The organism is Pseudomonas sp. GD04058, from assembly GCF_029836855.1.
GTDB classification, from domain to species: domain Bacteria; phylum Pseudomonadota; class Gammaproteobacteria; order Pseudomonadales; family Pseudomonadaceae; genus Aquipseudomonas; species Aquipseudomonas bharatica.
On the sequence record NZ_JAOECN010000003.1, the window covers coordinates 20573 to 44844 of the forward strand.

The 24272-nt window shown below is 65.6% G+C and carries 18 protein-coding genes; 7 read left to right on the forward strand and 11 right to left on the reverse strand.

Going from position 1 to position 24272, the window contains the following annotated elements; translation table 11 throughout:
- Window positions 1-42 precede the first annotated feature (42 nt).
- From ampD to N7650_RS03580, 3 genes are all read left to right on the forward strand, one after another.
- On the forward strand, window positions 43-615 hold the full coding sequence (gene ampD, locus N7650_RS03570) for a 1,6-anhydro-N-acetylmuramyl-L-alanine amidase AmpD (protein ID WP_279897141.1): 573 nt from the start codon (window positions 43-45) through the stop codon (window positions 613-615).
- Between the two features lie 3 nt (window positions 616-618).
- On the forward strand, window positions 619-1452 hold the full coding sequence (gene ampE, locus N7650_RS03575; protein WP_279897142.1) for a regulatory signaling modulator protein AmpE: 834 nt from the start codon (window positions 619-621) through the stop codon (window positions 1450-1452).
- A gap of 160 nt (window positions 1453-1612) precedes the next feature.
- On the forward strand, window positions 1613-3643 hold the full coding sequence (locus tag N7650_RS03580; RefSeq protein WP_279897143.1) for a methyl-accepting chemotaxis protein: 2031 nt from the start codon (window positions 1613-1615) through the stop codon (window positions 3641-3643).
- A 92-nt stretch (window positions 3644-3735) separates the two neighbouring features.
- Here N7650_RS03580 and N7650_RS03585 read toward each other — a convergent pair whose 3' ends face one another.
- A complete protein-coding gene (locus N7650_RS03585; RefSeq protein WP_009404431.1) occupies window positions 3736-4515 on the reverse strand; it encodes a TatD family hydrolase in 780 nt (259 codons plus the stop codon).
- A gap of 1 nt (window position 4516) precedes the next feature.
- Entirely contained in the window at window positions 4517-5512 is a 996-nt protein-coding gene (gene cra / locus N7650_RS03590; RefSeq protein ID WP_009404429.1) for a catabolite repressor/activator, read from the reverse strand.
- A 290-nt stretch (window positions 5513-5802) separates the two neighbouring features.
- Between cra and ptsP the strand changes: the two genes are divergently transcribed.
- Genes ptsP through N7650_RS03605 form a run of 3 tightly spaced genes read left to right on the forward strand, consistent with a single transcriptional unit; the run spans window position 5803 to window position 11332 of the window.
- Window positions 5803-8652, forward strand: a complete 2850-nt coding sequence (gene ptsP, locus N7650_RS03595) for a phosphoenolpyruvate--protein phosphotransferase (protein ID WP_279897144.1) — start codon at window positions 5803-5805, stop codon at window positions 8650-8652.
- A 2-nt stretch (window positions 8653-8654) separates the two neighbouring features.
- A complete protein-coding gene (gene pfkB / locus N7650_RS03600; protein WP_009404425.1) occupies window positions 8655-9611 on the forward strand; it encodes a 1-phosphofructokinase in 957 nt (318 codons plus the stop codon).
- Window positions 9608-11332 carry a PTS fructose-like transporter subunit IIB gene (locus N7650_RS03605; protein ID WP_064302714.1) on the forward strand — a complete coding sequence of 575 codons (1725 nt, stop codon included), beginning with the start codon at window positions 9608-9610 and terminating at the stop codon, window positions 11330-11332. The genes pfkB and N7650_RS03605 overlap by 4 nt, the downstream gene beginning before the upstream one ends.
- 513 nt (window positions 11333-11845) lie before the next feature.
- Here the strand turns inward: N7650_RS03605 and N7650_RS03610 are convergent.
- On the reverse strand, window positions 11846-13042 hold the full coding sequence (locus N7650_RS03610) for an aminotransferase class V-fold PLP-dependent enzyme (RefSeq protein WP_279897145.1): 1197 nt from the start codon (window positions 13040-13042) through the stop codon (window positions 11846-11848).
- Window positions 13043-13058: 16 nt separating this feature from the next.
- Window positions 13059-13283: a DUF3820 family protein gene (locus N7650_RS03615; RefSeq protein WP_064302780.1), complete on the reverse strand. Its 225-nt coding sequence runs from the start codon at window positions 13281-13283 to the stop codon at window positions 13059-13061.
- A gap of 209 nt (window positions 13284-13492) precedes the next feature.
- Between N7650_RS03615 and N7650_RS03620 the strand changes: the two genes are divergently transcribed.
- On the forward strand, window positions 13493-13963 hold the full coding sequence (locus N7650_RS03620) for a PA2169 family four-helix-bundle protein (RefSeq protein ID WP_009404417.1): 471 nt from the start codon (window positions 13493-13495) through the stop codon (window positions 13961-13963).
- 73 nt (window positions 13964-14036) lie between these two features.
- On the opposite strand, the gene N7650_RS03625 is transcribed toward N7650_RS03620, so the two are convergent.
- The 7 genes from N7650_RS03625 to N7650_RS03655 form a co-directional block, all read right to left on the reverse strand.
- Complete coding sequence (locus tag N7650_RS03625) at window positions 14037-15545, reverse strand: diguanylate cyclase (RefSeq protein ID WP_100228142.1); 1509 nt, start codon at window positions 15543-15545, stop codon at window positions 14037-14039.
- A 310-nt stretch (window positions 15546-15855) separates the two neighbouring features.
- Window positions 15856-17142: an OprD family porin gene (locus N7650_RS03630; protein WP_051032727.1), complete on the reverse strand. Its 1287-nt coding sequence runs from the start codon at window positions 17140-17142 to the stop codon at window positions 15856-15858.
- A 254-nt stretch (window positions 17143-17396) separates the two neighbouring features.
- Window positions 17397-17621, reverse strand: coding sequence for a hypothetical protein (locus N7650_RS03635; protein WP_279897146.1), 225 nt, complete (start codon window positions 17619-17621; stop codon window positions 17397-17399).
- 238 nt (window positions 17622-17859) lie between these two features.
- A complete protein-coding gene (locus N7650_RS03640; protein WP_009404409.1) occupies window positions 17860-19242 on the reverse strand; it encodes a heavy metal sensor histidine kinase in 1383 nt (460 codons plus the stop codon).
- Window positions 19217-19891, reverse strand: coding sequence for a heavy metal response regulator transcription factor (locus N7650_RS03645; protein ID WP_009404408.1), 675 nt, complete (start codon window positions 19889-19891; stop codon window positions 19217-19219). Before N7650_RS03645 ends, N7650_RS03640 begins: the two co-directional genes overlap by 26 nt.
- A gap of 9 nt (window positions 19892-19900) precedes the next feature.
- Window positions 19901-23017, reverse strand: coding sequence for a multidrug efflux RND transporter permease subunit (locus N7650_RS03650; protein WP_279897147.1), 3117 nt, complete (start codon window positions 23015-23017; stop codon window positions 19901-19903).
- The gene (locus tag N7650_RS03655; protein WP_279897148.1) at window positions 23014-24189 is read right to left on the reverse strand and encodes an efflux RND transporter periplasmic adaptor subunit; all 1176 of its coding nucleotides are present in this window, start codon (window positions 24187-24189) and stop codon (window positions 23014-23016) included. Before N7650_RS03655 ends, N7650_RS03650 begins: the two co-directional genes overlap by 4 nt.
- Window positions 24190-24272: the final 83 nt, after the last annotated feature.

The window sequence follows — 24272 nt, forward strand, 5'->3', positions numbered from 1 at the left end:
CGGGGCATACTGCGCGGGTGCCCTCGTGTTTACGGACTTTCTATGCAGCTGGATCGCACTACAGGCTGGTTCGCTGGCGTTACCCATTGCCCTTCCCCCAACTTCAATGCCCGCCCCGATGGCGAGGCCATCGCCCTGCTGGTGATCCACAACATCAGCCTGCCACCCGGGCAATTCTCTACCGGCAAGGTCCAGGCCTTCTTCCAGAACCGCCTCGACCCCGCCGAACATCCCTTTTTCGAGACCATCAAGGACCTGCGCGTGTCGGCTCACTTCCTGATCGAGCGCGACGGCGGGGTCACCCAGTTCGTTTCCTGTCTCGACCGTGCCTGGCATGCCGGGGTCTCGCGCTTTGGCGAACGTGAGGGTTGCAACGATTTTTCCATCGGCATCGAGCTGGAGGGCACCGACGATCTGCCCTACAGCGATGCCCAATATGTGGCGCTGGAGTGCCTGGCCCGGCAACTGCGCGCGGCCTGGCCGGCGCTCGATGGCGAACGGATCTGCGGCCATAGCGATATCGCCCCGGGGCGCAAGACCGACCCGGGCCCGGCCTTCGACTGGGAGCGCTTGCGTGCCAGCCTGCGAGCCCCGCTATATGGCAAGGAGAACTGATCGATGACGTTCCTGGTTTTGCTGCTGATGCTGTGGGTCGAGAAATTCTCGGGCCTGCGCGCCCGCCTGCAGCGTGACGGTTTCTTCCTGGCCGAACTGGCGCGCCTGGAGCGTACCGGCAAGGTCCGGCCCTGGTGGGTACTGGCGCTCCTGGTGCTGTGCCCGGTGCTGCTGGTGGCCTTGCTCCTGCATGTGCTGGACCCGGTAGCCTATGGCTTGCTGGCCTTGCCGGTGCATCTGTTGGTGCTTGTCTACAGCCTGGGACGCGGCGATGTGAAAGCGGCGCTCGGGCCGTTCCGCGATGCCTGGCGGCGCGGCGACGAGCAGGCGGCGGTGCATGTGGCCGAACGCGACCTGAAGGTGATTGCCGATGACGAGCAGAGCTTGTTGCACAAGGTCCAGGGCCACTTGCTATGGGACGCCTGCCAGAGCTTCTTCGTGGTGATCTTCTGGTATGTCCTGCTGGGCCCGGCGGCGGCCCTGGCCTATCGCCTGCTGGCGCTGGCTGCCGAGCATGCCGCCAGCCCGGCGGTGCAGGAGCGCGCCCGGCAACTGCGTCATGCCTTCGACTGGGCGCCGGTACGGGTACTGGCGGCGAGCTTCGCCCTGGTCGGCAACTTCGTTGCGGTGAGCCGGGTGATGCTGCATGAGCTGCTCAACTGGCATGTCGCGGCGCCGCGGTTGATCAGCATCGCCGGGCATGCGGCGGCAGAATTGCCGGCCACGGCGCCTGCGGGCGAGGCAGGGCTGGCGGGGCTGGACAAGATCTGGGAGCTGCTGCTGAGGTCGGCGGTGCTTTGGTATGCGTTCTTTGCCCTATGGACGGTGTTGGGGTGAGAGTGTCGGGACCGCGAAGCGGTCCCCAAAACTGACTACCTGGTCATTTACCTTAAGTTACAAAGCCTTTCTTCGATATGCGCTATACAGGATGCAGGAATGCCGTCGCTGGCTAACTGCCATCGCGCCAAGAACAATAAGAAATCGAAGGAGACGACCAGTGAAGAGCCTGTTGCGTCCGGCCATTGCACTGATGAACCGCCTGAGCTTCGGCATGAAGTTCAGCCTGATCAGCGTGCTGTTCTTCCTGCCCATGCTGGTGACCAACTTCTATCTGGTCCGCGATTCCTACGCCAAATTCAATGCCACCCGCGACGAATTGCAGAGCCTCGACCTGCTGCGTGGCACCCTGGGTGTGCGCGGTGACCTGGAGACGCTTGGCAATCTGGTGCAGATCAATGCCGTGGTCGGCCAGTCGGGCAAGGCCGAGGATATCGAGGCGCGGATCGCCAGCCTCGGCCAGCAGGTGCAGGCCAGGCTTACTGCCCTGCAACCGGTGCACAGCGACGAAGCGCTGGTCAAGGCCTTCGCCGACAAGCGTAATGAACTGCTCGACGCCCTGCGTACCGCCCTGAACGAGTCCTCGCTGCCGGCCCAGGTCGCGCTGTTCGACAAGTTGCAGACCCCGGCACAAAACCTGCCTCGCCTGGTCGCCAGCCAGTCCGGGCTTGGCCAGGACATCGATGGTGCGGTGCGCCAGTTGACCGGATTGTTGATCACGGTAACGCCGCAGGTGACCCGCACCCTCGGCGAAGGCCGCGCCATGGGCTCCTATTCCCTGGCCCAGGGCTTTATCAACTCCACCGCCAGCACCCGCTTCGAAGACCTGCTGCTGCAACTGGAAAAACTCTCCGCCGACTACGCCATGAAAGTCGGCGAGGCGCTCGCCGCAGACCGCCAGGCCGAAGCCCGTCTTGGCGCCCAGGCTGCTGCCAGCCAGGCGTCGCTGAAACAGGCCTCGGAGTTGTTCGAAAGCCAGGTGGTGGTGGCGGAAACCCTGGATGCGCCCTGGACTGACTTCTACCAGCGCACCACCGACCTGATGGCCCGTACCTACGAGCTGAACGAGGCCACGGTCGGCTTCCTCGACCAGCAGTTGCAAAGCCGCCTGGGCGACTATCGCAGCCATATGATCCTGCTGGTGGTGGCGCTGGCCACGGTGTTCCTGCTGGTGGTCTATCTCTACAGCGGCTTCTACGCCTCCACCCGCAACACCCTCGACAGCCTCGGCGCGGTGATGGACAAGGTGGCGGCAGGGGACATGACCGTCAGCTACGCCGTGCAGAGCCGTGATGAGCTGGGCGAACTGGGGCAGATGTTCAACGGCACGGTCAAGCGCATCCACGACCTGATCGAAAAGGTCGGCCACACCGTTGGCGAAGTCGAGCGCCAGGCCGAGCAGGTCCATGAGGTGTCGTCACGCAGCAACCAGGCGGTCAGCGGCCAGCGCGGGCAGATCGAACAGGTCGCGACCGCCATGAACCAGATGTCGGCGACCGCCCAGGAAGTGGCGCGCAGCGCGGCGGCGGCGGTGAGCAGCGCCCATAGCGTCAACCAGGAAACCGTGACCGGTCGCAGCCTGGTGGAATCGCAGCAGGGCAGCATTGCCGGGCTGGCCCGGGAGATCGACCAGTCGGTAGCGGTGATCAACCAATTGGTCAGTGACAGCCAGGCCATCAGCCGGGTGCTGGAGGTGATCAAGAGCATTGCCGAGCAGACCAACCTGCTGGCCCTCAACGCCGCCATCGAAGCGGCGCGGGCGGGCGAGCAGGGGCGTGGCTTCGCCGTGGTGGCGGATGAAGTGCGGACCCTGGCCAAGCGCACCCAGCAATCCACCGGCGAGATCGACGAAATGATCTCGCGCCTGCAGAACGGTGTCGGAGCGGCGGTGCGGGCGATGGACAGCAGTCACCAGATGGCTTCGGGTACGGTGAGCCAGTCGCAGCAGGTGCAGCAGGCGCTGGAGAATATCCTTGGCGCGATTGGCAGCATCGTCGACCAGAACCAGCAGATCGCCGCAGCGGTGGAGCAGCAGACGGCGGTGGCCCATGACATCGACCAGAACATCGTGCAGATCAACCGTGCCGCCGAGCACACCACCCAGGGCGCCCACCAGACCGAGGATGCCAGCCGCCAGTTGAGCAGCCAGGTGATGGAGTTGAAGCAGTTGATCGGGGCGTTCAGGGTCTAAACCGTGAGGACCTCATCGCTGGCAAGCCAGCTCCCACAGGGACCGCGTGCACCGCAATACCTGTGGGAGCTGGCTTGCCAGCGATGAGGCCATCAATGCCAACCAAAGATCCCGCAGGCATTGCGGCTACTGGCCTGCGCCAACACCCCAACCTCGACCCCCATGATCCCGGCCAGCGCCCCGGCAATCTCCGGCAGATGCAGCGGGCTGTTCCTCACACCCGGATACATCGCCGGCGCCATGTCCGGGGCATCGGTCTCCAGTACCACCGCGTCCAGCGGCAAGCGCGGTAGCACCTTGTGCAGCCGCAGCGCCTGGGGCCAGGTCGCGGCGCCGCCCAGGCCAAGACAGAAGCCCAGCTTGATGTACTCCCGCGCTTCTTCATAGCTCCCGGCAAAGGCATGGATGATTCCGCCGCGCTTGAGCTTGAAGCGCTTGAGCGTGGCAATCACCGCCGCATGGCTGCGCCGTACATGCAGCAGCGCCGGTAGATCGAAATCCACCGCCAGTTGCAATTGCGCCTCGAACAGCGCCTGCTGCCGCTCACGGTCCAGTTCCTCAAGGTAATAATCCAGGCCGAACTCACCCACGGCGCATAGCTGCGGATCACCGCGTAACCGGGTAAGCCAGTCACCCAGCGCGAGCAGATGCTCCGGCCGATGATCGTCGAGATACACCGGATGCAAGCCGAACGCTGCATACAGCGAGGGCTCGGCCTTGACCAGGTCCCACAGCCGTTGCCAGTTGCCCTCGTACACCCCCAGCACCACCATCTTCTCGACCCCGCTAGCCCGCGCCGCCGCCAGCAGTTCGCGGCGGTCGGCGTCGAAGTCGGGGAAGTCGAGGTGGGTGTGGGTGTCGATCAGGCGCATGTCAGCCCTTGAAGATCCGCTGCTTGAAAGTTCGCGCCACGGCGTGGATACCGGGCTGGTAGTGCTTTTGTTCCACGGCGGCGAGGGCAAGTTCCAATGCGGTCTGGGCGATCAGGCCGTGCTGCTGCGCCATGGCGTTGACCGGCAAGGGCAGGAAATCGAGCAACTGGGTGTCGCCGAACGTGCCCAGGTGCAGGGCGCGGGAATCCGCCGGGCGGGTCGAGAGCACGTCGAACACGCCTTGCAGCAGCACATAGGAGGTGGTCACCAGGGCATCCGGCAAGCGGCCCTGCTCGGCCAGCAACTGGCTCATCAACTGGCGGCCGCATTCGCGGCTAAAGGCATCGCCCTGGTACTGGCTGACCTTGCCGTCGAACGCATGCAGCGCCTGGTCGAAACCGCTGGCGCGGGCCTGGCTCACGCTCAGTTCGGCACGGGCGCCGATCAGGGCGATATTGGCCGGCTGCAGGTCCAGCAGGCTGCGGGTCAACTCCAGGCTGGCCGGCTGGTCGTCGCTGACCACCGAGCAGAACACCCGCGGATCCATGCTACGGTCCAGAGCGATGATCGGCAGGCCCTTGGCTTGCAGTTCGCGATAGCTGTCATCGCTCGGCGGCAGGCAACTGGCAACGAACAGCGCATCGCAGCGGCGGGCGCGGAACAGTTGCTGCAACTGGCGCTCGCTGTCCGGCTGGTCATCGCTGCTGGCGATCAGCAACTGGTAGCCGCGCGCCCGTGCGCCCTGCTCGAGACGCTTGGCGATGCAGGCGTAGCTGGGGTTTTCCAGGTCGGGAAGAATGAAACCGAGGGTTTTCGTGTGCCGGCTGCGCAGGCCGGCAGCCTGCGGATTGGGGGTAAAGCCGTGGGCTTCGACTACCGCGCGGACACGCTCGACGGTCGCATTGCTGATGCGTTGCTGCTCGGCCTTGCCGTTGATGACGTAGCTGGCGGTGGTCACGGAGACACCGGCCAGACGGGCTATATCGCTGAGTTTCACCAGATTTTCCTTGTTATATGCCGGGGCGGGCTGCGAAGCCTGACCGGTCATTGTCGCCGATCCTGTGCTGCCGGCGCAGACGACCATTGTCGCAATTGTCGGACAGCAAGGGGCTTCTTTGTTCGCAGGTTATCGAGTAACGTGCTCGTCATTTCAAGATTAATCGTTTCAGCAAGCGATTTCGCTGCCGCACCTGACGCTTGCCGATGGGTCTGAACAGTACTGGCCCTATGATTGTGTACCCACAACAATACCTCGGCGCCGCCCCGGCGTTGCAAAAGGAGAGGACGATGCTGCAATTCACCACGGCGCAGATTGCCATGGGTCAAGAGGCGGTGGACAAGTCCGCCGCGCTGGACCTGCTGGCCGCCCGGCTGGTTGAGGACGGCCTGGTGGCCGAAGGCTACTTGGCGGGCTTGCAGGCCCGCGAGCAGCAGGGCTCGACCTATCTCGGCCAAGGTATCGCCATCCCCCACGGCACGCCCCAGACCCGCGACCAGGTGTTCGCCACCGGCGTATGCCTGATGCAGTTTCCCGCCGGGGTCGATTGGGGCGACGGACAGATCGTCCACCTGGCGATCGCCATCGCCGCCCGCTCCGACGAGCACCTGCGCCTGCTCCAGCAACTGACCCGCGCGCTCGGCGAAGGCGATCTGTCCATCGCCCTGAGCCAGGCCGACAGTGCCGAGGCCGTGCTGCAACTGCTGCAAGGCGCCCCGCGCGAGCTATTGCTGGACGAGCGCAGCATTGGCCTGGGTGTGGCCGCCGACGACTTCGATGACCTGCTCTGGCAGGGCGCGCGCCTGCTGCGCCGGGCCGATTGCGTGGAGAGCGGTTTCGTTACCCATCTGCATCGGGCCGAGCCGCTGCCGCTGGGCCATGGCCTGTGGCTGGTCGCCAGTGACCAGGCGGTGCGCCAGCCCGCCCTGGCGTTCGTTACGCCACAGCAACCGCTGCGCCACCTCGATCGACCGCTCGCCGGCCTGTTCTGCCTCGCCGCGCATGGCGAGGCGCAGGCGCCCCTGCTGGATCGCCTGTGCTCGCTGTTGATCGAAGGTCGCGCCCAGGACCTGCTGCGCGCCAGCGATGTTCGCGCGGTGCTGGCTCTGCTTGGCGGGGAAGTTCCGGGCGACTGGCCCAGTGCGCGGATCACCCTGGCCAACCCCCATGGCCTGCATGCACGCCCGGCGAAAGTGCTGGCGCAACTGGCGAAGGAATTTCCCGGCGAAGTGCGGGTGTGCCTGGTCGACGGCGTCGGTTCGCCGGTTTCCGCCAAGAGTCTGAGCAAACTGCTGGGCCTCGGCGCCCGGCGCGGGCAAGTGCTGGAGTTCAGTGTCGAGCCGGCCATTGCCGATGCCTTGCCGGCGCTGCTGGCGGCGGTGGAGGGCGGGCTGGGCGAGGAGGTCGAGCCGCTGGCAGCACTGGCGCCCTTGCCATCGGAGCCGGTGGCAACGACCCTGGCCGCGCCCGCTGCCGGATCGACCATACAGGGCGTCGCTGCTGCTCCCGGTATCGCCGCCGGGCCCGCCCATGTGCAATTGCAGCAGCACTTCGACTATCCCTTGCGCGGCGAATCGCCAGGCCACGAACTGCAGCGCCTGGAAGCCGCGCTGCTGCAGGTGCGCAACGATATCGAAGCGCTGATCCGGCGCAGCGAGGTCAGCGCTATCCGCGAGATCTTCGTCACCCACCAGGAAATGCTTGCCGACCCCGGCCTGGCCGAGGAGGTCGGGTTGCGCCTGCGCCAGGGTGAAAGCGCGCCGGCGGCGTGGCTGGCGGTGATCGATACGGCGGCGCGCCAGCAGGAGTCGCTGCAGGACGCCTTGCTCGCCGAGCGCGCGGCAGACCTGCGCGATGTCGGGCGGCGGGTGCTGATGCAACTGTGTGGCATCAGCGAAACCCCTGAACCGAAACAGCCTTACGTGCTGGTGATGGCCGAGGTCGGGCCGTCGGATGTGGCCCGTCTCGATCCGTCGCGGGTCGCCGGGATCCTCACTGCCCGTGGTGGCGCCACCGCCCATAGCGCGATCGTTGCCCGGGCCTTGGGCATCCCGGCGGTGGTTGGCGCTGGCGACGCGGTGTTGCTGATCGCGCCCGGTACCGCTTTGTTGCTCGACGGCCAGCGCGGTCGTGCCACCGTCGATCCGGCCACCGAACAACTGGAAAAGGCCCTGGCCGAACGCGACCGGCGCGAAAAGGCCCTGCGTGCGGCTCATGCGCGCCGCTTCGAGCCGGCAGTCACCCAGGATGGCCATGCCGTCGAGGTCTTCGCCAACATCGGTGAAAGCGCCGGTATCGACGCGGTGGTCGAGCAGGGCGCCGAGGGCGTCGGCCTGCTGCGTACCGAACTGATCTTCATGGCCCATCCGCAACTGCCCGACGAGGCCGCCCAGGAGGCCGAGTACCGCCGCGTCCTCGATGGCCTGGCCGGGCGCCCGCTGGTGGTCCGCACCCTCGATGTCGGCGGTGACAAACCCTTGCCTTATTGGCCGATCGCCAAGGAAGAAAACCCGTTCCTCGGCGTGCGCGGCATCCGTCTTACCCTGCAGCGCCCGCAGGTCATGGAAAGCCAGTTGCGGGCCTTGCTTCGTGCTGCCGGTGATCGCCCGTTGCGGATCATGTTCCCGATGGTCGGCCAGCTGGAGGAATGGCGTGAGGCCCGGCGTATGGTCGATCGGCTGCTGGCGCAGATTCCGGTCAGCGATCTGCAGGTCGGCATCATGATCGAGGTGCCCTCGGCGGCCCTGCTGGCCCCGGTGCTGGCGGCAGAAGTGGATTTCTTCAGCATCGGCACCAACGACCTGACCCAATACACCCTGGCGATCGACCGCGGGCACCCGAGCCTCTCGGCCCAGGCCGACGGCCTGCACCCGGCGGTGCTGAACCTGATCGACATGACGGTGCGCGCCGCCCATGCCCATGGCAAGTGGGTCGGCGTTTGTGGCGAGCTGGCGGCCGACCCCCAGGCGGTGCCGCTGTTGCTGGGGCTGGACGTGGACGAATTGAGCGTGGCGGCGCGCAGCATTGCCGAAGTCAAGGCGCAGGTGCGTGCGCTGGGTATTGAACAGGCCCGCGGGCTGGCGCGACAGGCGCTGGCCCTGGGCAGTGCCGCCGACGTGCGGGCACTGGTGGAGAAGTAACGATGGCCAGGATTCTCGCTTTGACCCTTAATCCGGCGCTGGACGTGACCGTCAGCCTGGATGCCCTGCGTACCGGCGCGGTCAACCGCGCATCGACGCAGCACAGCCATGCCGCCGGCAAGGGCCTGAACGTGGCCCAGGTCCTCGCCGATCTGGGCCATCAGTTGAGCGTCAGCGGTTTTCTCGGGAGGGATAACCTCGGCCCGTTCGAGGCGCTGATACGCCAGCGCGGCTTCGTCGATGGCTTCATCCGTGTGCCCGGCGAGACCCGCAGCAATATCAAGCTGGTCGAGGCGGGCGGGCAGGTCACCGATATCAACGGCCCGGGTCCCGAGGTGGACGAGGCGGCGCAACAGGCGCTGTTGCAGCGTCTCGACCAGTTGGCCCCCGGACATGACGCGGTGGTGGTGGCCGGCAGCTTGCCGCGGGGCATCAGCCCCGAATGGCTGGAGCAGCTGTTGCTGCGCCTCAAGGGCATGGGCCTGAGGGTCGCCTTCGACAGCAGCGGCGCCGCCCTCGACGCCGGATTGCGCGCCACGCCCTGGTTGATCAAGCCGAACACCGAGGAGCTGGGCGAGGCGGTCGGCCAGGCGTTGGTGGATTTCCCCCGCCAGCGTGATGCCGCCCAACGCCTGCTCGATCAGGGTATCGAGCATGTGGTGGTGTCGCAGGGCGAGCAGGGGGTCAACTGGTTCAGTGCTGGCGGCGTACTGCAAGGCGTGCCACCGGAAGTGGTGGTCGCCAGTACCGTCGGTGCCGGTGATTCGCTGCTGGCCGGCATGCTTCACGGCCTGTTGGCCAGCGAAGCGCCGCAGCAGACCCTGCGTCGCGCCACCGCCATCGCCGCCCAGGCGGTCAGCCAGATCGGTTTCGGCATCAACGATCGTGCGCAACTGGCGCGTTTCGAAGCGCAGGTTCGCATCCAGACCCCCGGCACAGAACAAGAGGGTGACCAATGAAACTCGCGATCATCACCGCCTGCCCCAATGGCCAGGTGTCCAGCGTGGTCAGCGCCCGCTTGCTGGACGCCGCCGCCCAACGCCTGGGCTGGAGCACCTGCGTGGAAATCCACGACCCGGCCCGCCCGGAGCGACAGCTGTCGCCGGCGGCCATCGCCGATGCCGACTGGGTGCTGGTGGTTTCCAGTGCCGCGCTGGACTTGCAGCGCTTCGCCGGCAAGCGCCTGTTCCAGAGCACTCCGGCCCAGGCGCTGGAGGATGTGGATAACTTTCTGAGGGCGGCGGCGTCGCAGGCGATCGTTCATCAGCCAGGTGAAAGCGGCGCGGCGCCTTCGGCAAGCCGTATCGTTGCCGTGACCGCCTGCCCGACCGGCGTCGCCCACACCTTCATGGCCGCCGAAGCGCTGCAACAGGCGGCGCAGCAGATGGGCCTGCAACTGAGCGTGGAAACCCAGGGCTCGGTGGGCGCGCGCAACCCCTTGAGCGCGGCGGCCATCGCCGAAGCCGATGTGGTGCTGCTGGCGGCGGATATCGAGGTACCGACCGAGCGTTTCGCCGGCAAGCGCATCTACCGCTGCGGTACCGGCGTGGCGCTGAAGCAGGCGAAAGCGACCCTGACCAGGGCGCTGGCCGAAGCCCGCGAAGAAAGCCCGGGCGCGGCGCAGAAAACCGAGGCGCGCAGCGAGAAGGCAGGCGTCTACAAACACCTGCTGACCGGTGTGTCCTTCATGCTGCCGATGGTGGTGGCGGGCGGCCTGCTGATCGCCCTGTCGTTCGTTTTCGGCATCGAGGCCTTCAAGGAGCCGGGCACCTTGCCCGCGGCGCTGATGCAGATCGGCGGCGAGGCGGCATTCAAGCTGATGGTGCCGTTGCTGGCGGGCTATATCGCCTGGTCCATCGCCGACCGTCCGGGGCTGGCCCCGGGCATGATCGGCGGATTGCTCGCCAGCTCCCTGGGCGCAGGGTTCATCGGTGGCATCATCGCCGGCTTCCTGGCCGGCTACAGCGCCCGAGCCATCAGCCGCTGGCTTAGGCTGCCGAGCAGTCTGGAAGCCTTGAAGCCGATCCTGCTGATCCCGTTGTTCGCCAGCCTGTTCACCGGGCTGGTGATGATCTACGTGGTGGGCAAGCCGGTGGCCGGGCTGCTGGCCGGGCTGACCGGATTCCTCGACAGCATGGGTACCACCAATGCCATTCTGCTGGGCATCGTCCTTGGCGCGATGATGTGCGTCGACCTCGGCGGGCCGGTGAACAAGGCGGCCTACGCCTTCTCGGTAGGGCTGCTGGCTTCACAGAGCTATGCGCCGATGGCGGCGACCATGGCGGCGGGCATGGTGCCGCCGATCGGCCTGGGGATCGCCAGCCTCCTGGCCCGGCGCAAGTTCGCCCAGAGCGAACGGGAGGCCGGCAAGGCGGCGCTGGTGCTGGGGATGTGCTTTATCTCCGAAGGCGCGATTCCCTTTGCCGCCAAGGACCCGCTGCGGGTGATTCCCGCCAGCATTGCCGGCGGCGCGCTGACCGGGGCGCTGTCGATGTACTTCGGCTGCAAGCTGATGGCGCCGCATGGCGGGCTGTTCGTCATGCTGATTCCCAACGCGATCAACCACGCCGTGCTGTATCTGCTGGCGATCCTGGCGGGCAGCCTGGTGACCGGCGTGGTGTATGCGCTGATCAAGAAGAACGAGGTGGTGGAGCTGGCGGTGCAGCCGGTGAAGGGGTAACGCTTGCGGGCCTCATCGCCGGCAACGCCGGCTCCCACAGGGTACTGAGCCAGTCACAAAATCTGTGTCCAACGCGAACCCTGTGGGAGCTGGCTTGCCAGCGATGGGGCCGGCACTGACGAAGAGGTTGCCCGGCCTGACGCCATCGCCGGCAAGACCGGCTCCCACAGGTCCTGAATCAGTCACAAAATCTGTGTCCGACGCGAACGCTTTGGGAGCTGGCTTGCCAGCGATGGGGTCGGCGCAGGCGAAGAGGTTGCCCGGCCTGACGCCATCGCCGGCAAGACCGGCTCCCACAGGTCCTGAATCAGTCACAAAATCTGTGTCCGACGCGAACCCTGTGGGAGCTGGCTTGCCAGCGATGGGGCCGGCATTGACGAAGAGGTTGCCGGCCTGACGCCATCGCCGGCAAGACCGCTCCCACAGGGTACTGAGCCAGTCACAAAATCTGTGTCCGACGCGAACCTGTGGGAGCCGGCGTTGCCGGCGATGAGGCCCTGCAAGGCCATACAATCAGGCCAGTTTCTCCAAAGCCCTCACCAACGACCCAACCTCTTCCGGTGTCGTCACGAACCCCGGTGTAATCCGGATGCAGGGCCCGCACGCCGAGCCCTCCCGCGCCACGGTGAACAGGTTGAACTCCCGCAGCAGCCGCTGCGCCATTGCTACCTGGTCGTGATGCCGGGTAAAGCGCAACGAGGTGATCCCGCAATACAACCGCGGATCATCCGGCGTCAGCACCTCGATCCCGTCGATCTCCCGCGCCGGCTTCACCCAGAGGTCGCGCAGGTAGTTCAGCCGGGCGCCCTTCACCAGCGACCCGCCCATGGCCTCGTGCTCGGCGATCACCGTCGGCAAGGTCAGCCAGGCCGGTACGTTCGGCGTGCCGTAGGGCACCCGGGAACGGATGTCGTCCTGTGGATAACGCAGCTCGCCCATGTCCGCATCCACTGCGTCGATCCGGTCCGGGGCGATATAGAGCACGCCCAGGCTCAGCGGTGCGCCGATCCATTTCTGCAGGTTGAATCCGGCCAGGCCGATGCCCAGTCGTTCCAGGTCGAATTCCATCTGGCCGAGGGCGTGGGCGCCGTCGAGGATGATCTCCACGTCATGTTCGCGCGCCAGCCGGGCGATGGCTTCGAGCGGCATCACCAGCCCGGTGCGGTGGCTGACGTGGGTCAGGGCCATCAGGCGAATGCGCGGGTTGCGCACGAAGGCGTCGCGGTAGCTTTCAAGGATGTTGTCGAAGGTGGCCGGATGCGGCAGTGCCAGGGTGATCAGCTTCAATCCGCGCTGGCGGGCCAGCCAGCCCATGGCGTTTTGCACGCTGTCGTAATCCAGGTCGGTGACCAGCAGTTCATCACCCGGCTGCAGGCGGTTGTAGTTGCGAATGATCGCCTGCACCGAAGCCGACGCGCTCGGGGTGATGGCAACGCTGCGCGGCGCAACCCCAAGCAGCCCTGCCACCGCATCGCGGCTATGCAGGCTGCCGATCTGCTCGAAATGCTGGCGCACCGGCACCGAGTTGCAGCGGTTGATGGTTTCGATATGGCCCTGGTACGCCTGGCTGACGGTGCGGGTCATGCGCCCGAAATAGCCGTATTCCAGGTTGATCGGGCCGGGTTCGACGTCGTACCTGGCGGCGATATCGCGCCAGTAGCCCTCATCGCGGGCCAGCAGGGAGGACTCGGATGACGGCAGTTCTGACATGGATGTTCTCGCTTGATCAGGGACGTGGGTATTGCTTGCGCAGGGGTTCGAGCAGGTCGGACAGGCCGTTATGGTCAACCTCGTGCATCAGCGCCAGCAGGCTGCCCAGCTCGCCCTTGGGAAAGCCCTGGCGAGCGAACCAGTTGAGGTAATGGCCGGGCAGGTCGGCGATCAATCGGCCCTGGTATTTGCCGTAGGGCATTTCACGGGTGACCAGCAGGACGAGGGCTTCGGGATTCATAGGAAAGACATGCAGGAAAGGCTGACGACTGGCGGGACGATACAGGCAATCTGCACGAAGGCCAAAGGACAGTTCATGCAGAAAGCGAGCATACAGATTTGGGCTGTTTTTCTAACTGATTGAAATTATTGGGTTTTATGAAATAGGCGAAGCTGGCACGAAGCCTGCGATATCCCTTGCATCTTTCCTCATGCAAAAGGAGCTGTGTCATGACCGATACCAACAAAGAAGTCATTTCTGTCCTGAACGACCTGATCGAATTCAGCAAGGACGGCGAGAAGGGCTTCGCCACCTGCGCCGAGGACATCAAGCGCGCTGACCTGAAAGGTTACTTCCAGCAGCGTTCACGCGACTGCGCAACTGCGGCCAGCGAGCTGCAGCAAGAGGTGCGTAGCCTGGGGGGGGACCCGGAAACTTCCACCAGCCTGACCGGTGACCTGCACCGTCGCTGGGTCGACCTGAAGGCCATGGTGACTGGCAAGGACGACGAAGCGGTACTGAACGAGGCCGAGCGCGGTGAAGACCACGCGCTGAAGGCTTACAAGGAAGCGTTGGAAAAGTTGAGCAGGATCGCCCCGCAATCGAACGCCTACAGTCTTGTAGAGCGTCAGTACCACGGTGTGCAGCGCAACCACGACCAGGTCAAGGTGCTGCGCAACAGCGCTCGCGCCCAGTCCTGATCCTGGTCTTTAAAAAAGCCCCGCTTCGGCGGGGCTTTTTTCTGCATGAAGCTGGCCTATGCGCAGGCCACCTTCATGCGGGGGCTTCCACACGGTCGCGGCCATTGCTCTTGGCCCGGTACAGCGCCTCGTCCGCCTTGGCCATCAGTTCCGCCAGGCCCATCGCACATCCCGGCTCGTATACCCCGATTCCGATACTCACGGTTACCGAACGTTCATCCGCGCCGTAGGGCGGCAGTGCCCGCACGTTCAGGCGGATCCGTTCGGCCAGGATCAGTGCGCCTACCAGAACGGTGTCCGGCAGCACGGCCACGAATTCCTCGCCGCCATAGCGCGCCGCCAGATCGGTCGGGCGCAGCAGGCTGGCAGCGATGGCCCCGGCTACCCGCCGCAACGCCTCGTCGCCCCCGTGATGTCCATGCCGTTGGTTGAAGCCGCGGAAGTGATCCACATCGATCATCAGCACCGCGACAGGGCGCTGGGTCCGCTGTGCCCTGGCCCATTCCCGGCGCAGTGTCTGGTCCAGCTGGCGGCGGTTGGCCAGGCCGGTGAGGCTGTCGGTGGCCGCCAGTTCCTCCAGGCTGCGCTCGGCGCTGCGGCGGCGTTTCAGCTCGCGACCGAGCATCTGGCTCAGCCACAGGATGCCGATGCACAACACCGCCGTCGCTGTACTGACCAGGATCGCGGTGCGTTTCCACGCGCCATAGACCTCGCTTACCGACTGGGTCACCACCAGCACCAGCGGCAGCCCCTGGACGCGGGCGAAGGTATACAGGCGCAACTGGCCGTCATCTGCCGAGGACGCGGTGAAACTGCCGTTGCCCTCGGCCAGCAGGCGGCGGAAATTGGGCCGGCTGGCGAAGCTGTCACCGATCTGCTCGTTGCGCTGCACGCTTGGCTCCGTGGCGTTACGAGCCAGCAACCGGCCCTCGACGTTCATCAGGTTGATGGAGCTGTCGTGACCGACATCGAGCCGCTTGAACATGTCATTGAAGTGCGAGAGCCGCATCGCACCGATGGCCACGCCGGCAAATTTGCCATCGGCGCCGTCGATGCGCCGGCTGAAGCTGACGAGCCAGTGCGGATCGCCGTATCGCGCCTTGAAGGGCGGGCTGATGACCAGGCCAGTATCGGGATTGCGCCGGTGTTCCTGGAAGATCGGGTTTTCGGCGAAGCTGGCGGTGCGCGGGGTGGTGCTGGCCGAATCGGCGACCACCTTGCCGTCCTGGTCCAGCCAGAGGATATCGCCGCGTACCGTGCTGCCGAAGGCCTGGTTGAACAGCACCTGCTGGCGCATGGGCGCCGGGATGCCCAGCAGCTCTGGATGCTGCACTGCCCAGATCAGGCTTTGCAGCGACAGGTCGTACAGCTCGACATTGCGGACGATGTCGGTCTCGATCAGCTTGACGATATTGCCGGCCGAGCGGATGGCGCCCTGTTCCACGCTGGCCCGCTCGCGCATCAACAGGAAGGTGACGATGGCAATGATCGCTCCCACGGCAAGGCAACTGCCCAGGTTCAGGAGCAGCTCCGGGTGCTTCCGGTACAGGCCGGAGCGCGGGGGCGGGATGTGCGCGTTCATGGTCGCGAGGTTGCCTGGGCGTCGATGGCGCCGGAAACGGATAACGCCGTGCGCCGGCGACAGGCTGGACTGTTCCGGGGGACGGTTCGGGTAAAGGAATTCCATGGTTTACCGCACGAAGGGCCTGTGCGGCGGCGGGTATTCTAGGTGGGGCGGGGATTGTAGGACAAGAATTTAGTGGTGGGGGCTGATGTATGGCTGTTGGTCATGTGTCGGGGCTGATGGCCTCATCGCTGCGGTTCGGCGGTCCGACAAGCCAGCTCCCACACGGACCCTGTGGGAGCTGGCTTGCCAGCGATGAGGCCATGAATCAGAAGATGTTCACCGGATACTCGACGATCACCCGGTATTCATCGACATCGTTATCCACTGCCGAATACCCCTGGCTGCCCCGGTGCGCGGCCCAGCGCAGGCGCAGGGTCAGGTCCTTGAGCGTGCTTTCCTGGACGGTGTAGGCCAGGTCCAGGTCGCGTTCCCAATGCCGGGCATTCTTGCCGTCTTCACTGTACCAATGGCCATACCCGGTACCCGCCGGGTCGACCTTGGTCAGGTCCAGCTCACCCTTCGAATACGAGACCGATGTGGTCAGCCCCGGCACGCCCACCCCGGCGAAGTCGTAGTCGTACTTCAATTTCCAGGAGCGCTCGTTGGGCCCGTTGAAGTCCGAGTAGATCTGCGAGTTGTCGAGGAACACGCTGTCGCCCTGGTTGATGTAGTCGAACGGCGTGTTGCCATTGACCCGCTGGTACACCGCAGTGATCGCGTGGTAGCCGACAGTCACCGTGAAGTGCAGGCTGTAGGTGTTGTTGTCGATATGGCCGAGCAGGGCGTCGCCGGTGTCCTGGGTGTGGTAGTAGTGCAGGCCCGGGTTGAGGCTGACCAGGTCGTCGAGCTGCCAGGTGTAGTCGAGGTCGAAGTAGTACTGGTTCCAGATGTCCTTCAGCTCGGAGGCGTACAGGTTGCTGCTCAAGCCTTCGAGCGGCGTCCAGGCGGCGCCGGCCCAGTTCAGGTGACGGCTGTCGCGGTCGTCGGCGAGGCTGCCGTAGAAGGTATCGATGCGGCGGTGGCCACTCTGGTTGTACGGCTTGGTGAAGCTGGCCTGGCCGGCTTCGAGCATCAGGTTATCGATGCTGTTGTTGGTCAGGCTGAATCCGCGGAAAGTCTGCGGCAGCATGCGGCTTTCGCCGCCGGCGATCACCGGGTTGCTCAGGAACAGGTCACCGGCGCGCAGCACGGTGTCGAAGGCGCGCACCTTGATCGAGGCGCCGGCGCTGGAGAAGTCGTCCGGGGCCTTGCCGTAGTCATACCCTTCCTTGCCCGGGCTGTTGATCGGCAGGATGCTGGAGCCGGCGGTGCCGCCACCGCCATCCAGTTTCAGGCCGAGCATGGCATAGGCGTCGAGGCCGAAGCCGACACTGCCCTGGGTGAAGCCGGATTCGAACCTGCCGATGAAGCCCTGGCCCCATTCACGGTTATCGCGCACGCCGGGCAGCAACTGGTTGCGGTTTACATAGAAGTTGCGTGCCAGCACATCGAGGCTGGCGCCTTCGACGAAGCCTTCGGGCTTTTCTTCCTCGGCCTGGGCCTGCAGCGGCATAGTTGCAGCCAGTGCAAGAAAAAATGGGGTCAAACCTGGGGTCTTGATCACCTTGATGAACTCCTTGAGGTGGTTTTGCGGCAGTTTTTATTCTGGAGAGGGTGTTGTTCTTGTGCGGGGGCGTGCTGTGTTCCGGTACTTTTCACCAGGCAAAAAAAAGCCGCTGACGGGCAGCGGCTTTCAAAGACAGACGCAGCAGGACAAAAGTCACCCGCGCGAACGTCGAGGGAAAAACGAGAGGGCGTTGCTGGCGATCAGCTGTCGCTGGCGTCATTCAGGCTGGCCTTGGAAACGGTCTGTTCCGAATCTTTCGGAGCGTCCTGGCGTTGCTTGGCGAAGGCCTCGCGAGACTGCTCCATGGCCGCTTGATGGCGCGCAGTCTGGGCCGCGAACGCCTGGGATTCTTCAGCCATCGCCAGCGGCGAAAGCAGGACCGAGGACAGGACAAAAACGCTGGCAATACCCATGCTGTTGGACATTTGAACAACCTTCTTGCAGAGCAAGTATCTGTTTGGTGTGCTCAAAATAATCGTTAGCAAACGAACGAAAAAGACGGGTTTTGGAGATGGACTGTTGCTGTTTAAGTAATAGTCAGTCGAGAGGGGCGGATTAGAGGGCTTTGGTGTCAGTGAGGGCCTCATCGCTGGCAAGCCAGCTCCCACAGGTCCAGCGGTGCACACGATACCTGTGGGAGCTGGCTTGCCAGCGATAGGGCCCTCAAGCGGGCAGGAGAATGCCGAAGGTGTTGGCGCCATCCTGGCTGCGCACGAACACGCTGCCGCCATGCATCACCGCGATCGCCTTGACGATCGCCAGCCCCAGCCCGTGGTTGCCGCCGCCGATGTTGCTGCGCGCCGCATCCACCCGGTAGAAGCGCTCGAACAGGCGCGCCAGGTGCTCGTCGCCGATCGCCGGCCCCGGATTGCTCACGGCAATGCACACCTGCCCCTCGCTGCTGTCGATGCTCACGTGGATCACCTGCTGCGCCCCGGTGTGCTGCACCGCGTTGTTGATCAGGTTGATCAGCGCCCGGCGCAGATGGGCCTTTTCGATCCGCACCTGGGCGTCCCCGGTCACTTCGACGCGCACCTGGGCGTCTTCGAGGATGAAGTCCAGGTAGTCGAGGGTGGTCGCCACTTCCTCGGCCAGCGAGGTGCTGATCAGCGCCGTGGCCTTGCTGCCCTGGTCGGCGCTGGCGAGGAAGAGCATGTCGTTGATGATGCTGCGTAGCCGCTCCAGCTCCTCGAGGTTCGATTGCAGCACTTCGAAGTAATGTTCGGCGCTGCGCCCGCGGGTGAGGGCGACCTGGGTCTGGCCGATCAGGTTGGTCAGCGGTGAACGCAGTTCATGGGCGACATCGGCGTTGAAGGCCTCCAGCCGCGAGTAGGCCTGGTCGACCCGCTCCAGCGCGGCGTTGAAGGCCTGGGCGAATTGCTCCAGCTCAGGCGGCAGCGCCGAGACCCGCAACCTCCCGCTAAGCCGCGGCGGTGCCAGTTGCTGGGCTTCGTCGGAAAGCTGGCGCAGTGGCCGCAAGCCTATTCGCGCTACCCAGTAGCCCAGCGCCGAGGCCAGCAGCACACCGACCACGGCCAGGCTGACCAGGGCGATCAGCAGGGTGCGCTGGGTATTCCAGAAGGTGTCGGTGTCGATACCGATGAGGAAGCGCAGCGGCGGGCGCTGCTCCAGTGCCGGCAGTTCGCTGAGCATGATCTTGAACGGGTACGGACTGTCGGCCAGGTAGACGTCGCGCATCCCCGGTCGGCCCTCGGCGATATGCCGGATCACCGCGTCCGGCTGGCCATATTCGTAGCGGCTGTCGCTGCTCACCACCCAGAAGCGGATGCGCCGGTCTTCCTCGCTTAGCAGGTCGAGCTTGCGGGTGACCTTGCCCCAGTGTTCCTGGTTGCCGAAGCGCATCAGCGAGGATTCCAGCACGCTGTAGCGCGCCTCCAGCTCGGCCGAGGGCAGCAGGTCGAGGCTGCGGTCCACCTGCTTGTACAACGCCCAGCCGATCAGCACGAACACCAGCGCCGCAACCCCGGTGAACAGGGCGCTGAGGCGCAGCGCCAGGGAGTTAGCCCGCACGGTTTTCCAGGACATAGCCCATTCCCCGGATGGTGTGCAGCAATTTGCTTTCGAAGGGCCCGTCGAGCTTGGCCCGCAGGCGCTTGATCGCCACTTCGACGACATTGGCGTCGCTGTCGAAATTGATGTCCCAGACCAGCTCGGCGATCGCCGTTTTCGACAGGATCTCGCCTTGGCGCCGGGCCAGGACACTGAGCAGGGAGAATTCCTTGGCGGTCAGGTCCAGGCGTTGCCCGGCGCGGCTGGCCTTGCGGCTGATCAGGTCGACCCAGAGGTCGGCGACCTGGATCTGCACCGGTTCATGGCCGCCACTGCGTCGGGTCAGGGCCTGCAGGCGGGCGACCAGTTCGAGGAAGGAAAACGGCTTGCCCAGGTAATCATCGGCGCCTTCGCGCAGACCATGGATACGGTCTTCGACCCGCTCGCGGGCGGTGAGCATGATCACCGGGGTCTGCTTGCGCGCGCGCAGGGCACGGAGCACGCCGTAGCCGTCCAGGCCCGGGAGCATCACGTCGAGGACGATCACCGAGTAATCGCCCTCCAGCGCCAGGTGCAGGCCCTCGATGCCGTCCCGCGCCAGGTCCACGGTAAAGCCCTGCTCGGTGAGACCGCGGTGCAGGTAGTCGGCGGTTTTTTCTTCGTCTTCGATAATCAGCACGCGCATGGTCGGCTCTCAATGGGCAATCGGCCGGGGCGCCGGTGCAGGGCGCTGGCGGCGGTGGAACAGGCGCTCGAGGGCCAAGTATATGACCGGCGTGGTGAACAGCGTCAGGGCCTGGCTGACCAGCAGCCCGCCGACCACGGCGATCCCCAGCGGCTGGCGCAGTTCGGCGCCGGCCCCGGCACCGAGCATCAGCGGCACGGCACCGAGCAGGGCGGCGAGGGTGGTCATGATGATCGGCCGGAAGCGCGTCAGGCAGGCCTTGTGAATGGCTTCCTCGGCGCTCATGCCCTGGTTGCGCTGGGCGTCCAGGGCGAAGTCGATCAGCAGGATGCCGTTCTTCTTGACGATGCCGATCAACAGCACCACGCCGATCAGGCCCATGATGGTGAAGTCCTGCCCCCACAGCCAGAGCAGGGCCAGGGCGCCGAGGCCGGCCGGGGGCAGGGTGGAGATGATGGTCAGCGGGTGGACGAAGCTCTCGTAGAGCACGCCGAGGATGATGTACACCGCCACCAGCGCGGCGAGGATCAGCCATGGCTGGCTCGACAGCGAACTCTGGAAGGCCTGGGCCGCGCCCTGGAAGGTGCCGCTGATCGAGGCCGGCATGCCCAGTTCGCGCTGGGTCCGTTCGAGGATGCTCACGGCATCGCCAAGCGCGACGCCGGGCGCCAGGTTAAACGACAGGTTGGCCGCCGGGAACAGGCCGTCGTGGGCGATCGATAGCGGGCCGGTGCTCGGCGCCTGGACGTTCGCCAGCGCCGCCAGCGGGACCATTTCACCGCTCAGCGGCGATCGCAGGTAGAAGTAATTCAGGCTTTCCGCGCGGCCGCGCTGGCGGGCATCCAGTTCGAGGATGACCTTGTACTGGTTGGTCTCGGTCTGGAATTCGCTGATCTGCCGCTGGCCGAAGGCGTCGTAGAGGGCCTGGTCGACATCCGCGGTGGTCAGGCCGAAGCGCGCGGCGGCCTTGCGGTCGATCTCGATGCGGGTGACGCTGGCGCCCAGTTGCAGGTCGTTGGACAGGTCGCGGAACGCCGGGTTGGCCTTCAGCCGTTCGGTCAGGCGTTCGGTCCACAGGTTAAGGGCCGGGCCGTCGTTGCTCTTGAGCACGTACTGGTACTGGCTGCGGCTGGGGCCGGAACTCAGGTTGATGTCCTGGCCGGCGCGCAGGTAGAGGACCACGCCGGGGACCTTCGCCAGCTTCGGCCGCAGGCGGTCGATGAACTCGCTGGCGGACACGTCGCGCTCGCCGCGGTCCTTGAGGGAAATCCAGAAACGTCCGTTGGCGATGGTCTGGTTGCTGCCGGTGACGCCCACCGAGTGGGAGAAGGCGCGTACCGCCGGGTCGGCGCCAATGATCTCGGCCAGGGCCTGGTGCTTGGCGATCATGTCCGGGTAGGAAACGTCCGCTGCCGCCTCGCTGGTGCCGAGCACGAAACCGGTGTCCTGCACCGGGAAGAAACCCTTGGGAATCAGCACATAGCCCACCACCGCCAGCGCGGTGCTGAGGAAGAACACACCGAGCATCAGGCGTTGATGGGCCAGGGCCTTGTCCAGCAGGCGTTCATAGGCGGCGACCAGACGCTCGCCGAAGCCTGGCTTCTTCTCCTTGTCGTGGCCCGGGGCATTCATGAACAGGGCACACAGGGTCGGCGCCAGGGTCAGGGACACCAGCACCGAGATCAGGATGGTCGAGGTGGCGGTCAGGGCGAATTCCTTGAACAGCCGGCCGACCACCCCGCCCATGAACAGCAGGGGAATGAAGGCCGCCACCAGGGAAAAACTGATCGACACCACGGTGAAACCGATCTCCCGCGCGCCCTTCATCGCCGCCTCGCGACGGCTGTCACCCGCTTCCAGATGGCGGTGGATGTTCTCCACCACGACGATCGCGTCGTCCACCACGAAGCCCACGGCGATGACGATCGCCACCAGGGTCAGGTTGTTCAGGCTGAAGCCCATCACGTACATGAAGGCAAAGCTGGCGACCAGCGAGACCCCGAGCACCGCCGAGACGATCAGGGTCGCCGACCACTGCCGCAGGAACAGCGCCATCACCGCGATCACCAGCAGCACGGCGATGGCCAGGGTCAGTTCCACCTCGTGCAGCGAGGCGCGGATGGTCTGGGTGCGGTCCTGCAGCACCGAGACGTTGACCGTGGCCGGGAGCATCTCTTCCAGGCGCGGCAGCGCGTCGTTGACCCGGTCCACGGTATCGACAATGTTCGCCCCGGGCTGGCGGAAGATCACCAGGTTCAGGCCCTGCTGAGCGCCGGACCAGGCCTTGACGTAGGCGTTCTCCGCACCGCTGATGACCTTGGCCACATCCTTGAGCTGGACCGGCGCGCCGTTGCGGTAGGAGACGATCAGTTGCGCGTATTGCTCGGGGTGGAACAGCTGGTCGTTGGTCGCCAGGGTGGACACGCTGCTTTCGCCATAGAGTGCGCCCTTGGCCAGGTTGAGGCTGGTCTGCTGGATGGCCAGGCGCAGGTCGGCCAGGGTCAGGCCGAGGGCGGCGAGCCTGTCCGGCTGGGCCTGGACGCGGATCGCCGGGCGTTGCTGGCCGGTGATGTTGACCAGGCCGACCCCGTCGATCTGGCTCAATTGCCGGGCCAGGAGGGTTTCGGCGTAATCGCTGAGTTCGTTGGCCGGCATGTGCTCGGAACTGACCGTGAGGATCAGCACCGGGCTGTCGGCCGGGTTGACCTTGCGCCACGTCGGCGGGCTCGGCATGTCCTGGGGCAGGCGCGCGGTGGCGGTGTTGATCGCCGCCTGGACTTCCTGGGCGGCGGTGTCGATGTTCTTGTCGAGGGTGAATTGCAGGATCAGGCTGGTGGAGCCCAGGGCGCTGCTGGAGGTCATCTGGGTCATGCCGGGGATGGCGCTGAACTGCACCTCCAGCGGCGTGGCGACCGACGAGGCCATGGTTTCCGGGCTGGCCCCGGGCAGGTTGGCGGTGACCTGGATGGTCGGAAAGTCGGCCTCCGGCAGTGGCGCCACCGGCAGGCGCGGAAAGGCGATGGCCCCGAGCAGGACCAGGGCGAAGGTCAGCAGCAGGGTGGCGACCGGACGCTCGATGCACCAGGCGAAGATACCGCCGCGACCGCCGGGCAGGGCCGCGTTCATGGTTGTACGCTCGCTTCGCTACGGGCGACATCCTCGCTGGCCGGCCTGGCCTCGAGGATTTCCACGGTGGCGCCGGGCTTGAGCCGCGACTGGCCGTCGGCGACCAGGCGGTCGTTGGCCTCGACGCCGGTGATGACGCTGAGCTTGCTGTCCTGGTAGGTCACCTTGACCGGTACCGCCTCGGCCTTGTCCCCGGCGATGCGGTAGACGAAATGCTTGTCCACGCCCTGGCGCACCACACCCGGCGGGACCACCAGGGCATCGCGCTCGATGCCGGTCTGCACCCGCAGGGTCACCAGTTGGCCGGGCCACAGGCGTGCATCGGGGTTAGCGAAGGTGGCCTTGGCGCGCAAGGTGCCGGTGCCGGCGGCGATCTGGTTGTCGATCAGGCTCAGGCGGCCTTCGCCGAGCAGTTGCCCGCCGGTGTCGCCGTCGCCTTCCAGATAGGCCTTGATCGGTGCGGCCTCGCGGCTGGCGGTGAGCTGTTGCAGGGTCGGCAGCCAGCTCTGCGGGACGGAGAACTCCACGTTGATCGGGTCGAGGCGGGTCACGCTGAACAGGCCCTGGGTGTCGGTGCTGCGCACCAGGTTGCCTTCATCGACGTTGCGGATGCCGACCCGGCCGCTGACCGGCGACAGGATCCGGGTATAGGACAGTTGTACCTCGGCCGCGGCGATATTCGCCTGGTTGCCGAGCAGCGTGGCCTGGAGCTGGTTGACCAGCGCTTGCTGCTGGTCGAGGGTCTGGCGCGAGATACCGTTGTCTTCGCTGAGCAGGCGATAACGCTTCAGGTCGGTCTGCGCCACCTGCAACTGGGCCTGGCTCTGGCCAAGCTGGGCGCGGGCCTGGTCGAGGCTGGCGCGGATGGCGCGGTCATCGAGGGTCGCCAGCAGGTCGCCCTTGTGTACCTCCTGGCCTTCCTGCACCGCGATCCGCGTCAGCACGCCCTCCACCTGGGGGCGGATCACCACGCTGTGCAGCGACTGCACGGTGCCGATGGCGCTGAGCAAATGCGGGACATCCTCGCGCTGCACGGCGATCACGCTGACCGGGATGGCGCTGGAGGCCGTGGGGCGTGCGGCCTGCGGGCGCTTGTTGACGAACCATGCGGCGCCGGCCAGAAGGACGATGGCCAGGAGGACAAGCAGCGTTCGAGGGCTGGAGATTCGCATGCGTCAAAGGCGCCGACAGGAGTGAAGAGTAAGGGCTGCATACCCTTATATAGGACAGAACGGGTCGCCACCGTGACGGCTGG

Bases quoted from the DNA above. Each gene is read 5' to 3' on its own strand.
- N7650_RS03585 (WP_009404431.1), bottom strand. From the start codon at position 4,515: ATGCGCCTGATCGACACCCACACCCACCTCGACTTCCCCGACTTCGAC.
- N7650_RS03605 (WP_064302714.1), top strand. From the start codon at position 9,608: ATGAAACTCGCGATCATCACCGCCTGCCCCAATGGCCAGGTGTCCAGC.
- N7650_RS03610 (WP_279897145.1), bottom strand. From the start codon at position 13,042: ATGTCAGAACTGCCGTCATCCGAGTCCTCCCTGCTGGCCCGCGATGAG.
- N7650_RS03640 (WP_009404409.1), bottom strand. From the start codon at position 19,242: ATGTCCTGGAAAACCGTGCGGGCTAACTCCCTGGCGCTGCGCCTCAGC.
- ampD (WP_279897141.1), top strand. From the start codon at position 43: ATGCAGCTGGATCGCACTACAGGCTGGTTCGCTGGCGTTACCCATTGC.
- N7650_RS03645 (WP_009404408.1), bottom strand. From the start codon at position 19,891: ATGCGCGTGCTGATTATCGAAGACGAAGAAAAAACCGCCGACTACCTG.
- ptsP (WP_279897144.1), top strand. From the start codon at position 5,803: ATGCTGCAATTCACCACGGCGCAGATTGCCATGGGTCAAGAGGCGGTG.
- ampE (WP_279897142.1), top strand. From the start codon at position 619: ATGACGTTCCTGGTTTTGCTGCTGATGCTGTGGGTCGAGAAATTCTCG.
- N7650_RS03630 (WP_051032727.1), bottom strand. From the start codon at position 17,142: ATGCCGCTGCAGGCCCAGGCCGAGGAAGAAAAGCCCGAAGGCTTCGTC.
- N7650_RS03620 (WP_009404417.1), top strand. From the start codon at position 13,493: ATGACCGATACCAACAAAGAAGTCATTTCTGTCCTGAACGACCTGATC.
- N7650_RS03650 (WP_279897147.1), bottom strand. From the start codon at position 23,017: ATGAACGCGGCCCTGCCCGGCGGTCGCGGCGGTATCTTCGCCTGGTGC.
- pfkB (WP_009404425.1), top strand. From the start codon at position 8,655: ATGGCCAGGATTCTCGCTTTGACCCTTAATCCGGCGCTGGACGTGACC.
- N7650_RS03625 (WP_100228142.1), bottom strand. From the start codon at position 15,545: ATGAACGCGCACATCCCGCCCCCGCGCTCCGGCCTGTACCGGAAGCAC.
- N7650_RS03655 (WP_279897148.1), bottom strand. From the start codon at position 24,189: ATGCGAATCTCCAGCCCTCGAACGCTGCTTGTCCTCCTGGCCATCGTC.
- N7650_RS03635 (WP_279897146.1), bottom strand. From the start codon at position 17,621: ATGTCCAACAGCATGGGTATTGCCAGCGTTTTTGTCCTGTCCTCGGTC.
- N7650_RS03615 (WP_064302780.1), bottom strand. From the start codon at position 13,283: ATGAATCCCGAAGCCCTCGTCCTGCTGGTCACCCGTGAAATGCCCTAC.